General features: G+C 62.4%; 12 protein-coding genes. 7 read left to right on the top strand and 5 right to left on the bottom strand.

The window, feature by feature from the left end; all coding sequences use genetic code 11:
* Positions 1–164 precede the first annotated feature (164 nt).
* The gene (locus AC1RQ5_RS06550; RefSeq protein WP_211910252.1) at positions 165–440 is read left to right on the top strand and encodes a DUF2312 domain-containing protein; all 276 of its coding nucleotides are present in this window, start codon (positions 165–167) and stop codon (positions 438–440) included.
* A 149-nt stretch (positions 441–589) separates the two neighbouring features.
* Here AC1RQ5_RS06550 and mepK read toward each other — a convergent pair whose 3' ends face one another.
* The 5 genes from mepK to AC1RQ5_RS06575 all read right to left on the bottom strand — a co-directional run bounded on the left by mepK (position 590) and on the right by AC1RQ5_RS06575 (position 7,962).
* Positions 590–2,227, bottom strand: coding sequence for a peptidoglycan L,D-endopeptidase MepK (gene mepK, locus AC1RQ5_RS06555; protein WP_493203334.1), 1,638 nt, complete (start codon positions 2,225–2,227; stop codon positions 590–592).
* 265 nt (positions 2,228–2,492) lie between these two features.
* The gene (locus AC1RQ5_RS06560) at positions 2,493–4,676 is read right to left on the bottom strand and encodes a L,D-transpeptidase family protein (RefSeq protein WP_493197762.1); all 2,184 of its coding nucleotides are present in this window, start codon (positions 4,674–4,676) and stop codon (positions 2,493–2,495) included.
* 460 nt (positions 4,677–5,136) lie between these two features.
* Positions 5,137–6,621, bottom strand: coding sequence for a sigma-54-dependent transcriptional regulator (locus AC1RQ5_RS06565; RefSeq protein ID WP_398474833.1), 1,485 nt, complete (start codon positions 6,619–6,621; stop codon positions 5,137–5,139).
* A gap of 124 nt (positions 6,622–6,745) precedes the next feature.
* On the bottom strand, positions 6,746–7,387 hold the full coding sequence (locus AC1RQ5_RS06570) for a TerC family protein (protein ID WP_398474835.1): 642 nt from the start codon (positions 7,385–7,387) through the stop codon (positions 6,746–6,748).
* Between the two features lie 116 nt (positions 7,388–7,503).
* Positions 7,504–7,962: a hypothetical protein gene (locus AC1RQ5_RS06575; RefSeq protein WP_398474837.1), complete on the bottom strand. Its 459-nt coding sequence runs from the start codon at positions 7,960–7,962 to the stop codon at positions 7,504–7,506.
* Between the two features lie 21 nt (positions 7,963–7,983).
* Between AC1RQ5_RS06575 and AC1RQ5_RS06580 the strand changes: the two genes are divergently transcribed.
* The 6 genes from AC1RQ5_RS06580 (at position 7,984) to AC1RQ5_RS06605 (ending at position 12,468) form a co-directional block, all read left to right on the top strand.
* A complete protein-coding gene (locus tag AC1RQ5_RS06580) occupies positions 7,984–8,271 on the top strand; it encodes a helix-turn-helix domain-containing protein (RefSeq protein ID WP_493197765.1) in 288 nt (95 codons plus the stop codon).
* The gene (locus tag AC1RQ5_RS06585) at positions 8,268–8,696 is read left to right on the top strand and encodes a hypothetical protein (protein ID WP_398474841.1); all 429 of its coding nucleotides are present in this window, start codon (positions 8,268–8,270) and stop codon (positions 8,694–8,696) included. The genes AC1RQ5_RS06580 and AC1RQ5_RS06585 overlap by 4 nt, the downstream gene beginning before the upstream one ends.
* A 28-nt stretch (positions 8,697–8,724) precedes the next feature.
* Positions 8,725–10,611 carry a M3 family oligoendopeptidase gene (locus tag AC1RQ5_RS06590; protein WP_493197767.1) on the top strand — a complete coding sequence of 629 codons (1,887 nt, stop codon included), beginning with the start codon at positions 8,725–8,727 and terminating at the stop codon, positions 10,609–10,611.
* A 168-nt stretch (positions 10,612–10,779) separates the two neighbouring features.
* Positions 10,780–10,932 carry an aa3-type cytochrome c oxidase subunit IV gene (locus AC1RQ5_RS06595; protein ID WP_211910240.1) on the top strand — a complete coding sequence of 51 codons (153 nt, stop codon included), beginning with the start codon at positions 10,780–10,782 and terminating at the stop codon, positions 10,930–10,932.
* Positions 10,933–11,011: 79 nt separating this feature from the next.
* Positions 11,012–12,142, top strand: coding sequence for a Re/Si-specific NAD(P)(+) transhydrogenase subunit alpha (locus AC1RQ5_RS06600; RefSeq protein WP_493197769.1), 1,131 nt, complete (start codon positions 11,012–11,014; stop codon positions 12,140–12,142).
* An 11-nt stretch (positions 12,143–12,153) separates the two neighbouring features.
* Entirely contained in the window at positions 12,154–12,468 is a 315-nt protein-coding gene (locus AC1RQ5_RS06605) for a proton-translocating transhydrogenase family protein (RefSeq protein ID WP_092145745.1), read from the top strand.
* The last annotated feature ends 12 nt before the right edge of the window (positions 12,469–12,480 follow it).

Genomic DNA, 12,480 nt, shown 5'->3' on the forward strand with positions numbered 1-12,480 from the left:
GCGCCATCAAAGCTGTGGGGGCGCTGTGGATGACATTTCTCGCGGCTTGACCCTGCCGGGCATCGCCGCGAGTGTCGAAATAGAGACAAGTTTTTAAGAGACTGGTGCCCATAACCGGCGCCTCTCGCCCACGACATCACATCCCATCAGTTCAGGAGTTTCCGATGGCCACCAATGCTGCGTCCGTGCTGGACGATCAGGCAACGCATTCTTTCGCCAAGGACCAGCTCAAAGCCATCGTCGAGCGTATCGAGCGTCTTGAGGAAGAGAAGAAGACCATCTCGGACGACATCAAGGATGTCTATGGCGAAGCCAAGGGCAATGGCTACGACGTGAAGGCGCTGCGCACCATCATCCGCATGCGCAAGCAGGACGCCAATGAGCGCGCCGAGCAGGAGACGATTCTCGAAACCTATCTGCAGGCACTCGGGATGCTGTGAGGCTTGAGCCTCGTTCGCTGACTGTCATCCCCGCGAAAGCGGGGACCCAGTAGACACTGACTTTCCGATTTCATTACTGCCGTCGCCGGTTACCGGATCACCCGCTTTCGCGGGTGATGGCAGACGGTACGTGTTGGCAGAGGCGGTGACTAGCGCAGCGATGCAGTCCGCATCGCGAAGCTCGTGGTCACCAGCTTCGCCGTCGCCGAGCCGGTGAACTGATCGCTCACCAGGCCCGCCTGCGGATCATCCGAGAAGCTCATCGCCACCACCGTCTGTGGCTTGGCGAAATGGGCGCGCAGCACGGTGAGATCGCCGTCGCCGATCGATGAGACCGACATCGTCGTCGTCACGCTCGGTGCGACGATCATCGCGCGGGTCCAGATATGGTTTTCTGGAATGTAGGCTGCCGTGAGACGCGTTGAAATCGCCACCGGGCCGGACTGGCCAAGGCTCTTGCCGATCACAGTCGTGACTTCGTTCACGACCATCGAATTCCTGTTCGGCACATTCGGGCGTATGCTGCGCGGGATCGGCGCGCTGGCGGCGACCACATGCGAGCGATCAACCGGCGAGCTGCGCGGCGGCGCATAAGCCAGCGCCTTGGCGAAGGTGGATTCTTTGACGCCCTGTTCCTGCTCGGCAATGCGATCGAGTGCCTGACGGGCGGTGAGGGCGGCAACCTGTTGCGGCGTCGCCTGCTTCGGCTCGGGGATGTCATCCCAGAACCCGCGAGCATTGATGATGTCGCTCGGCGTCTGCGGGCGGCCGTCATTTTTCGGCGCAGCAGTGGCCGGGATCGGCATCTTCGGACGCGGCAGCGGGATGGTCTCGGTGTCAGCCGAGGCGAGCTGCACATTGGCCGCCGGCGGCTTGGCGCGCGGCATCGGCACCGGATCGGCGGATGGCGCAGGCGCAGGCGCAGCCGCAGCGACGACTGTCGGCGCAGGCGTGGGCTTGCTCGGCGCGATCGCTGGTGCTGCTGACTCGTCCTCATCCTCGGACGAGGACTTCCGGCCGAACAGCGAAGCGAGCAGGTTGCCCGGCTTGCTGCTGGCGAGGCTCACGCTGTCGCCGGAGCCGCGCTTCTGGATCTCGGCGGCCGCGAGCTGATAGCCCGGCATGGTGCCGCCGCTGGCTGGCAGATGCACCGTGCGGCCATTCGGGAAAACGCGCTCGAGCTGCGCATAGGTCATGCGCGGCCAGTGGCGCACGCTGCCGGTGTCGAGATGTACGAAAGGCGAGCCGGAGGTCGGATAGAAGCCGACGCCGCCGCGCTGCAGACGCAGGCCGGCGATGCGGACTTTCTCGAGAGCCACGCCTGGAATGAAGAAGTCCATCGCGTGGCCGAGCATGTGCTGGCTGTGGCGCGCCACGCCGGATGAGCGACGGCGCAGCATGGCGTTGGTGGCCGGCGAACGATAGGCGGAAATAATCTGGATCGGCTGCGTGCCATCGACGTCGCGATAGACTTCCCAGACGATGTCGAACAGGCGTCGATCCATCGTGGTCGAGTCCTGGTTGCGCCAGTCGCGCAGGAAGTGATTGAGCTTCTTCAGGCCGTCTTCGTCATAGCGCCCGTTGCGCTTGAAGGTGACGGTGACGCTTTCGCGCGAATGGGTGTGGTAGAATGAGAGGGTGCGTGTTTCACCATTCGCCGTCGCATTATGGACGGAGCTCGCGCTGGCCATCAGCACCAGCGAAGCCAGACCGGCGTTCAAGCCGGCGCGCGAAGGGCGCCATGTTACTCTGCGTGCGAAGCCAAGCGGCACGTCAAACCCACCCAAGTTACTCAAACTCTCTCGTTACCCCGTGTGACGAAAGAGGGTGAATCGAGTCTTAAAACGGGAGGGTTAATCGACATTTACACCCATCCCCCCAAAGTCGGCATTTCTGCCACTGTCAAGATTAACCCGCTGACTATGGCGAAAACTAGCCCTTTGCCGCCTTGCAGGTGGACGATGGTTAATGTTGCAACCGGGCAGAAGGTAAAAAGGGCTCCGTCCGAAGACGAAGCCCTTGATCTATTTGCGTTTTTAAAACGGTTGGCGATTAACGGGTCACGGTCCGGCGATTCTGACCCTGCGCCATCGGCTGCGGCGCCGGATTGCCGCCGCCGAACAGGCGCTCAAAGAAGTTCGGCTCGCTGCTGCGCGAGGAGGCGCCCTCGAAATTCACGCCCTGCGGGATGTTGGCCTTCGGGCGCGCATAGCTCGGCTGGGCGCGGGCAACCACCTGCTCCAGATCCTTGCCCTTGGCGTTCTTCAGGATCGCCAGCATCTGCGAATCGCGGCCGTAGACGTCCCGGCGTGTCTGCAGCTTGCCGGCGTCGTCCACGAAGGCGGTCTGATAGGTGATGTTGACCGGGATCGGCGTCGGGAATTTCAGGTCGATCTCGCTGCGTCCGTACATGCCGCGCACCTTCTCAGGTGAGTAGCGCTCGTTCGGCATGGTGATGTTGAGCAGCGTCGCCGCGTATTGGTCCGGGTTCTGCACGCGCATGCAGCCATGGCTGAAGGCACGCTCCTCGCGCGAGAACAAATTCTTGTCCGGCGTGTCATGCTGATAGACGAGGAACTTGTTCGGGAAGTTGAAGCGGATGCGGCCGAGCGCATTGGCTTCACCGGGCGGCTGCGAGACGTGGATGCTGCCATCCGCGTTGCGCGACAGCTTCAGGCCCATGCGATCGAGCACGGTCGGGTCCTGCTGCAGGGCTGGCAGATATTCGTTGTAGATGATCGAGGGCGGCACATTCCAGGTCGGGTTGACCGTGATGTATTTCATCGTCTCGGTCATCAGCGGGGTGGCGTGCTTGCCGACTTTGCCGACGACGACGCGGGTGGTCCAGACTTGGCCGCCGTTCTGCATCACCTTCAGCGTATAGTCGGGAATGTTCAGCATCACATAGGCGTTGCCGAGCGAGGAGGCGCCGAGCTGGCGGGGCAGCCAGCGCCAGCGCTCCAGGTTGACCAGCAGCGTATCGATCTGCCGATCGCGCTTCGGTGCATTGATGGCGCGCACGGTGGCATCGTCGAGGATGCCGGTGACCTTCACGCCATTGCCCGACTGGAATTTGCGAACGGCTTCGGCGACGTCGGCATCGTATTTGGTGTCATTGGCGTTGGCGACATGAAGACGCGCGCGCACCAGCGGCACGCGGTCATCAGCCATCACGTCGGGGCTCGGATTCTTCTTCGTCGCCTTGACGAATTTCAGCGCCGGACCTTCGGCGATCGGCTGCACCGGCATGTCGCTTTCGCCGCGCAGTTCTGCCAGCTTCGCCTTCAGCTTCTTGTAGCCGTCATGGGGCGGATTGTAGCTGGCAAGCGCAGCGGAGGCGTCCTTGGCCGCCGAGATATTGGCGAGCACCTGGGCCGGATCGGTCGGGTGTTCGGGATACATGATGTCGCCATCGAGCTGCGACCAATGCATGCGGCCGCTTTGCGCCTGACGGGCATAATCGAGCATGCTGGCGGTGAGTTTCAGCTCGGCTTCGGCAAGCGCATCCGGCGTGCTGGCGGCAGTGAAGTCCGGCACCGGATAGTCGGCAGTGTCGAGGCCTTCGCTGCCAGCGTCCTTGAGGCGCGCAATCACGCCCTTGGCGGCGGAGCTGGCGATACCGCCCTGGGTCCAGAGCGGCGCGTAATCGCGGCCGGCATAGAATTTCTCGACGGCCGCGCGCTCGCCCTTGCGATCGAACTGGCGCAGCGCCTTGTTGCCAAGCAGGTCACGCAGTTTATCGGCGACGGGCTGATCGGCAGTGGCGATCGTGGAAGCCGGCTTGGCGATGTCCTTGGCGACATCCTTCGGCGGCTCGGCTGCGGGGGCAACTGGCGCAACGGCGGTTGCGGCCGGTGCCGCGGCAGGCGCTGGCGCGGCCGGAGCAGTCGCAGCCTCGGCGGGCTTGGTCTCTTCGGCAGGCTTCGGTGTCTCGGCGACCTTCGGCACCTCAGTCGATGTCGCGCCGACGGTCTTTTCCGATGCCTTGCTCGCATCGGGGACCGATGCGGTCGTGTCGGTGGTGGTCTCGGCCTTGACGTCGCTCGCGGTGAGCGGCGGGACATTGACAGGCTCGGGGCGCGGCACGGCCGCATCGATGGCGAGTTCGGAGACGCTGTCGCGCGGCGATGCTGTCTGCTGTGCCGCAGCGGCGCCGGCGGAGACCGTCAGGAATGTCGCAGCCACGGCCAGCAGCACGCGGTCGAATCCAGAACGGCTCTTGTTGAGGTCTCGCATTCTCGCTCCTCTCCAGTGAAGCTGCTCCAGTCGTTTGGAACAGTTCTCATCTCATCATCAAAGCTTCGGCTGAAGCACGCGTATGTCGCGATTCAATACGCAGACGATACATCGACCCGCCCCAGGTTCCAGCACCCGGCGAGTTTGTTTCAATACAAACTGACCCCAACCCACATGGTTTGCAACGCCGCAGCCCTAGCCAAGCGCTGCTTTTGACTTCGTGTGTCACCACACCGCAACGGTTCAAGTTCCCCTGCCGCAACAAGGACATGTTCGGTGCGCGCGGGACAATAAATTAAGGCGGCCCCGCGGCAGGCCGTAGCCACGCTGTGCGCTCATGCTGAGGAGGCGCGAAGCGCCGTTTCGAACCATGAGCTGGCTTGGCTCCGAGCTCATGGCCATCCTTCAAGACGCCGCGCGTTGCGCGGCTCCTCAGGATGATAGGGAGAGCGCTGATCAGCTAAGTTTCGTCCGCTGATGCTGCGCTCTTCTCCGAGGCCTCATCGAGCTTCCGATACAGCGTCGAACGCCCGATTTTGAGGCGACGCGCCACTTCCGACATCTGGCCACGGTAATGCGAGATGGCGAAACGGATAATTTCCGATTCCAGCTCGTCCAGCGGCCGGACCTCATGGTCCGATGAAAGCATGCTCAGGCTACCGGCAGCGGCCAGCAGCGGCGCTGCGTCCGGGACCATGGTCGGTGCGCTGGCGTGATAGACGGGCTCGACGATCAACGGGGCGGCCGCGTGGGATTGTATCGAAGCCGACGATGTGGCTTGCGGAAAATCGGCGAGGCCGAGCTGGTCGCCCTCGCTCATGACCACGGCGCGGTACACGGCGTTTTCGAGCTGCCGAATGTTGCCCGGCCAGTCCAACTGGGTGAGCACTGACATGGCCTCGCCCGAAATGCTGGTAATCGGCCGGTTCTCCTCGGCGCAGAACCGCGCCAGGAAGTGACGCAGCAGATGCGGGATATCCTCGCGGCGCGCGCGCAGCGGCGGCACCGTCAGCGGCAGCACGTGCAGGCGGTAGAACAGATCCTCGCGGAAATGGCCGGCTTTGACGAGATCGAGCAGCTGCCGGTTGGTGGCCGAGATGATGCGGACATCGACCTTGACCGGACGGCGCCCGCCGACCGCTTCGACGGAGCCTTCCTGCAGCGCGCGCAGCAGTTTGACCTGGGCGCTCAGCGGCAGTTCGCCGACTTCATCAAGGAAGAGAGTGCCGCCCGAGGCCTCAACGAATTTGCCGGCATGGCGCTCGGTGGCGCCGGTGAACGCGCCCTTCTCGTGGCCGAACAGGATGGACTCGACGAGATTGTCGGGGATGGCGCCGCAATTGACGGCGACGAAGGGCTTGCTGCTCCGCTCGCCGGAGCCATGGATGGCGCGGGCGATGACTTCCTTGCCGACGCCGGATTCGCCTTCGATCAGGACGGGGATCGACGAGGTGGCGGCCTTGCGCGCGGATCGGAGGACGTTCTCCATCGCGGCGCTGCGGGTGACGATGTCGGCGAACGTCAGCTTGCCTTCGCGGGCATGGCGGATGCGCTGCAATTCGCCTTTCAGGGCGCTGGTGTTGAGGGCGTTGCGCAGGCTCACCTGCAAGCGCTCGGCGCTGACCGGCTTGACGACGAAATCATGGGCGCCGGCGCGCATGGCCGAGACGACATTGTCGATGCCGCCATGGGCGGTCTGGACGATGACGGGAATGGTGAGGCCGGCATCGCGGATGCGCTCGAGCACGCCCATGCCATCGAGGCCGGGCATCACGAGATCAAGCAGCAGGGCATCGATGGCCGGAGCATCCGGATCGATCAGGCGCGTTACGGCATCTTCGCCGCTCTCGACCACGATGGCCTCGTAACCGCAGCGCTGAACCATGTTCTCGACAAGGCGGCGCTGAACCGCATCGTCATCGGCAATCAGAATTCGTTCGGCCATGAGTGCTCCGGACGGGCACCCCAAGAATGGAGTGTCCCGAATTGAGCCAAAATGGCGGGCAGAGTTTAATGCTTTGATAATATCCGCAGGGCGGACACGGCAAACCGTGCCCGCCCCCGGGGACTTAGCTCTTTTGCAGATAGGCCGTTGCGTGCGGCCAGACTTCGAGGCCGCCGCGATAGATCATGTCGCCGGCCACATAGAGGATGATGGCGAGGCCGACATAGGCGATCCAGCGGTGCTTCTGCAGCAGTTTAGCGATGAAGCTGGCAGCCAGACCCATCAGCGCGATCGACAGCACCAGGCCGAAGATCAGGATGGTCGGGTGCTCGCGGGCGGCACCGGCGACAGCCAGCACGTTGTCGAGCGACATCGAGACGTCGGCGAGGGTGATCTGCCAGATCGCCTGGCCCATCGTCTTGCGCGGGGCGCTGTCGTCGGCATTCATCTTCTCGATTTCGTCGAGATCATGCTCATGGCCGGCGCGCAGCTCGCTCCACATCTTCCAGCAGACCCACAACAGCAGGAGGCCGCCGGCGAGCAGAAGACCGATGATCTGCAGCAACTGGACAGTGATGCTGGCGAAACCGATACGGAGCAAAGTGGCGGCGATGATGCCGACCAGGATCGCCTTGGCGCGCTGCTCCTTGGGAAGGCCGGCAGCGGCAAGACCGATGACGATGGCGTTGTCACCGGCGAGAACCAGGTCGATCATGATGACCTGGAGCAATGCGGATAGGGCTTCGGGCGTGAACAGTTCCGACATACGGGCCTCTCTGTGTATGAACGTCCAGTCCGACATCACAGCTTGTGAGAGCTGCCAGAGGGGCCCGGTCCAGGACGTCTAAAATGCGGGGACATTCCCGCGGGTTGATCCAGTTGTTAGTCAGGTTGATCCGACAGCGTGACCAAGCGGACCATCTGGTCCGGATCGATCACGATCGAAATGCCGACGCCGATGAAGGTCAGGACGCCGGCGACATCGAGCCAGGCAGCGCGGCGTTTGCGATTGCGCGGAATCAGCGCGCCACCAGCGATCGATGCTGCAAGTGCGAATAGCAAAGTTGCGACAATCGGCGCCAGAGCATCGAGCGAGACAAAAGCGCGCAAGGCGAGGCCGGCGGCCAGGGTCAGGAGCAGAGTTGCGGCAAACAGCTCCTTGACCCCACCCGGGGTGGCGGGCGCATCATTGCGATCCGTGAAGCTGCGATCGGTAAACGCCATGACCGTCTCACTGCGCCTGCAACGTTTTCGTGCGCCTCCAAAGCTGCTACGAAAAGTCGTCAGTTCGGGCAATTCATCTTGAGTAGTTTCGTAAACATGAAACTTGAAAAAGATCAAGACGTTTCAGGCGGCGCGGTCGTGAGCAAAGCCGCGTCACAAACGCGTGCACTGCGGAAAGAAGCGGGCAATTGGCTGAAGGCACGGCGGACCGAGGCGGGGCTGTCGCAGGTCGATCTCGCGGCACGACTGGGCCTCAAATACTACACGTTCATTTCGCAGGTTGAGAACGGCTTCAGCCGGGTGCCGACCGAGACCATGGAAGCCTGGGCGCTTGCCCTGAAGCTCGACCCTGCAGATTTCGCGAAACATTTGCTGGTCTATTACGAGCCGGAATTGCACCGGCTGCTGTTCGGAGCATCCAAATGAACATCGTCGCATTTCGGAAGCCGCAAACGGGCGCCTGGAGCGAGACGGAGCTTTGCACCCTTGGCGAAAGCCTGAATATGGGTCGGCGCGGGGAGGGCTGGGACACCGGTCTGACCGAGTCCGGCGATGCGCAGTTCTATCTGCTCGGGCGCGACGGAGCCTGCACTCTGTGCGTGTCGCGGATCGGCGGGCTCTACGTGCTGGAGGACGGCAAGGGCGTGCTGCTGTTCGAGCATCGCAGCCTGCCATTGGTGGCGATGCATGCCCGCGGCGCGTTGCGGACAACCCGCTGGCCGCTTGTCGCACGGATTGTCATGGTGTGGTGTACGATTCGTCATATGATGAATGACCGGGTCGAGCCGCTCCTGCTTGAGGGTGAAGAGTTGCTTGTCCATGTCGCCCCGCAGCTAGCCGCCTATGTGTGACCGCCGCTGCATCTAGCCGAAAGTTTTCATGCCGAAATCTGTTCCTGCCAAAGCTGCTCGTAAGTCCGTCGCCAAGAAGACCGCTGTTGTGAAGAAGCCGGCTCGCAAGGTCGCGCCGAAGGCTGCGGCCAAATCGCCGGCCGGCAAGCTGCCCGAGTGGAATTTGGCCGATCTCTATACGTCGATCACCGCGCCGGAGATCGCGCGCGATCTCGACAAGATCGATGCGGACTGCGCGGCTTTCGAGGCTGCCTACAAGGGCAAGCTGGCGGAAGAGACGGCGAAGCCGAATGGCGGTGTTTGGCTTGCAGAGGCCGTCCGCAGCTATGAGGCGATCGATGATCTTGCCGGCCGGCTTGGCTCCTATGCCGGCCTCATCCATGCCGGCAACACCGTCGATCCCGCGATTTCGAAATTCTACGGCGATGTCTCCGAACGCATCACCGCCGCTTCGGTGCATCTCCTGTTCTTCGCGCTCGAACTTAACCGCATCGACGACGCGGTGATCGAGCGTGCGATGCAGGCGCCGGAGCTTGGCCACTACCGGCCGTGGATCGAGGACAGCCGCAAGGACAAGCCATATCAGCTCGAAGACCGCGTCGAGCAGCTGTTCCACGAAAAGTCGCAGACCGGCTACGGCGCCTTCAATCGCCTGTTCGACCAGACCATAGCGGGCCTGCGCTTCAAGGTCGGCGGCAAGGAGTTGGCGATCGAGCCGACGCTGACGCTGCTGCAGGATCGCGATGGTGCGAAGCGCAAGGCAGCCGGACAGGCGCTGGCGAATACGTTCAAGGCCAATGAGCGCACCTTTGCGCTGATCACCAACACCTTGTCCAAGGACAAGGAAATTTCCGACCGTTGGCGCGGCTTTCAGGACGTCGCGGATAGCCGCCATCTGAACAACCGCGTCGAACGCGAAGTCGTCGATGCGCTGGTGACCTCGGTGCGTGCAGCTTACCCGAAACTGTCGCATCGCTATTATCAGCTCAAGGCAAAATGGTTCGGCAAGAAGAAGCTGCCGCATTGGGATCGCAACGCGCCGCTGCCTTTCGCGCCGACCGGCAGCATTCCGTGGTCCGACGCGCAGGACATGGTGCTGACCGCCTATGGTGCGTTTTCCCCAGAGATGGCGGGCATTGCCAAACGTTTCTTCACCGATCGCTGGATCGATGCGCCCGTCCGGCCGGGCAAGGCGCCTGGCGCTTTTTCGCATCCGACCACGCCCTCGGCTCATCCCTATGTGCTGATGAATTACCAGGGCAAGCCGCGCGATGTGATGACGCTGGCTCATGAACTCGGTCATGGCGTGCATCAGGTGCTGGCCGCCAAGAACGGTGCACTGATGGCACCGACGCCGCTGACGCTCGCCGAGACGGCCTCGGTGTTCGGCGAGATGCTGACCTTCAAGCGGCTGCTTGCCCAGACCAAGAGCGCCAAGCAGCGTCAGGCGCTGCTCGCCGGCAAGGTCGAGGACATGATCAATACGGTGGTCCGGCAGATCGCGTTCTATTCATTCGAGCGCGCGGTCCATACCGAACGCCGCAATGGCGAACTCACCGCCGAGCGGATCGGCCAGCTATGGCTGAGCGTGCAGACCGAGAGCCTGGGTCCGGCGATCGAGATCAAGCCGGGCTACGAAAATTTCTGGATGTATATCCCGCACTTCATCCATTCGCCGTTCTATGTCTACGCCTATGCCTTCGGCGACTGCCTCGTGAACTCGCTCTATGCGGTTTACGAGCATGCGCAGGAAGGCTTTGCCGAGCGCTATCTCGCGATGCTCGCAGCCGGCGGGACGAAGCACTATTCCGAACTACTTGCGCCGTTTGGCCTCGACGCGAAGGACCCGACCTTCTGGGACGGCGGCCTGTCGGTCATCGCAGGGATGATCGATGAGCTTGAAGCTATGGGATAAGGCAGCCTGCAATTTCATTGGGCAAATGCCGGCTGGTGGGTGAAACATCCACCGGCCTGATGCACTGCATCATTCAAACATTGCCTTGGCATGCCAACAGCCGTTGCCGTCCAAATCCAATTGCGCTAATTCCGTGGCAACAGATCATAATAGGGCGGGAGAGACTGAATGGCTGATCATAGCGAAGTTGCCTACACCACCGCGGATGGCAACGATTACCCCGCCCATGAGCAGACCTATGAAGGTTTCCTCGTGCTCGTGAAGTGGGGGACGATCTCCGTCGTGGCGATCGTCGCACTGATGGGCATCTTCCTCACCTGATCCTGCCTTTTGCCGCAGCGCCGCGGCGTTCATCCCTGCCCTGATTGCCCACGCGCGGCGCGATGCCGCCGGAGGACCCATGAAGATTGCCGTTGCCAAGGAAATCGATCCGCTCGAACCGCGCGTTGCGGTCTCGCCGGACACGATCAAGAAGTTCAAAGCGCTTGGTGCCGAAGTGGCAATCGAGCCGGGTGCCGGCATCAAATCGGGCCTGCCGGATACCGAATATACGGCTGTCGGCGCGACCATCGCTGCTGATGCAGTGAAGGACGCTGATATCGTCATCAAGGTGAAGCGTCCAGAAGCCTCCGAGCTCGCGAACTACAAGCGCGGTGCGCTGGTGATCGCGATCATGGACCCCTATGGCAATGAAGCCGCGCTGAAGACCATTGCTGATGCCGGCGTGTCCGCCTTTGCCATGGAACTGATGCCGCGCATCACCCGTGCGCAGGTGATGGACGTGCTGTCGTCGCAGGCCAATCTCGCCGGCTACCGTGCCGTCATCGAGGCTGCCGAATATTTCGGCCGTGCTTTCCCGATGATGATGACTGCGGCCGGCACCATTCCGGCGGCAAAAGTGTTCGTGATGGGCGTCGGCGTTGCCGGCCTGCAGGCGATCGCCACTGCGCGCCGTCTCGGCGCTGTTGTGACCGCGACCGACGTGCGCCCCGCCACCAAGGAGCAGGTCGAAAGCCTCGGCGCAAAGTTCCTGGCCGTCGAAGACGACGAGTTCAAGAACGCGCAGACCGCCGGCGGTTACGCCAAGGAAATGTCGAAAGAGTATCAGGCCAAGCAGGCCGCGCTCACCGCCGAACATATTAAGAAGCAGGACATCATCATCACGACAGCGCTGATTCCGGGCCGTCCGGCGCCGCGTCTGGTCACCGCCGAGATGGTCGCCTCCATGAAGCCCGGCTCGGTGCTGGTTGATCTCGCCGTCGAGCGCGGCGGCAATGTCGAGGGCGTCAAGGCTGGCGAAGTCGCTGACGTCAATGGCATCAAGATCGTCGGCTTCACCAATGTGGCCGGCCGTGTTGCTGCTTCCGCTTCGAGCCTCTATGCGCGCAACCTGTTCTCCTTCATCGAAACGCTGGTGAATAAGGAGACCAAGGCGCTCGCGGTAAACTGGGACGACGAACTGGTGAAGGCCACCGCGCTGACTCATGACGGCGCCGTCATCCATCCGAATTTCCAGCCGAAGACTGCTTAAGGAGACCCATCATGGATCATGCTTCGCTGGTTTCTCCTTTCGTTTTTCAGCTTTCTATTTTCGTGCTCGCGGTGTTCGTCGGCTATTTCGTGGTGTGGTCGGTGACCCCCGCGTTGCATACGCCGCTGATGTCCGTGACCAACGCGATCTCCTCGGTGATCGTGGTCGGCGCGCTGCTCGCGGTGGGCGTCAAGCTGGCCGGCAGCGGCGGCGTGCTCGCCCGTGGCTTCGGCTTCGTGGCGCTGATCTTTGCCTGCGTGAATATCTTTGGCGGCTTCCTGGTCACCCAGCGCATGCTCGCGATGTACAAGAAGAAATCCAAGTGAACGGCGCATCTC

The sequence above is a fragment of the Tardiphaga sp. GW821-FHT12E02 genome, from assembly GCF_058807155.1.

Bases quoted from the DNA above. Each gene is read 5' to 3' on its own strand.
- AC1RQ5_RS06550 (WP_211910252.1), top strand. From the start codon at position 165: ATGGCCACCAATGCTGCGTCCGTGCTGGACGATCAGGCAACGCATTCT.
- AC1RQ5_RS06560 (WP_493197762.1), bottom strand. From the start codon at position 4,676: ATGCGAGACCTCAACAAGAGCCGTTCTGGATTCGACCGCGTGCTGCTG.
- AC1RQ5_RS06565 (WP_398474833.1), bottom strand. From the start codon at position 6,621: ATGGCCGAACGAATTCTGATTGCCGATGACGATGCGGTTCAGCGCCGC.
- AC1RQ5_RS06570 (WP_398474835.1), bottom strand. From the start codon at position 7,387: ATGTCGGAACTGTTCACGCCCGAAGCCCTATCCGCATTGCTCCAGGTC.
- AC1RQ5_RS06585 (WP_398474841.1), top strand. From the start codon at position 8,268: ATGAACATCGTCGCATTTCGGAAGCCGCAAACGGGCGCCTGGAGCGAG.
- AC1RQ5_RS06590 (WP_493197767.1), top strand. From the start codon at position 8,725: ATGCCGAAATCTGTTCCTGCCAAAGCTGCTCGTAAGTCCGTCGCCAAG.
- AC1RQ5_RS06595 (WP_211910240.1), top strand. From the start codon at position 10,780: ATGGCTGATCATAGCGAAGTTGCCTACACCACCGCGGATGGCAACGAT.
- AC1RQ5_RS06600 (WP_493197769.1), top strand. From the start codon at position 11,012: ATGAAGATTGCCGTTGCCAAGGAAATCGATCCGCTCGAACCGCGCGTT.
- AC1RQ5_RS06605 (WP_092145745.1), top strand. From the start codon at position 12,154: ATGGATCATGCTTCGCTGGTTTCTCCTTTCGTTTTTCAGCTTTCTATT.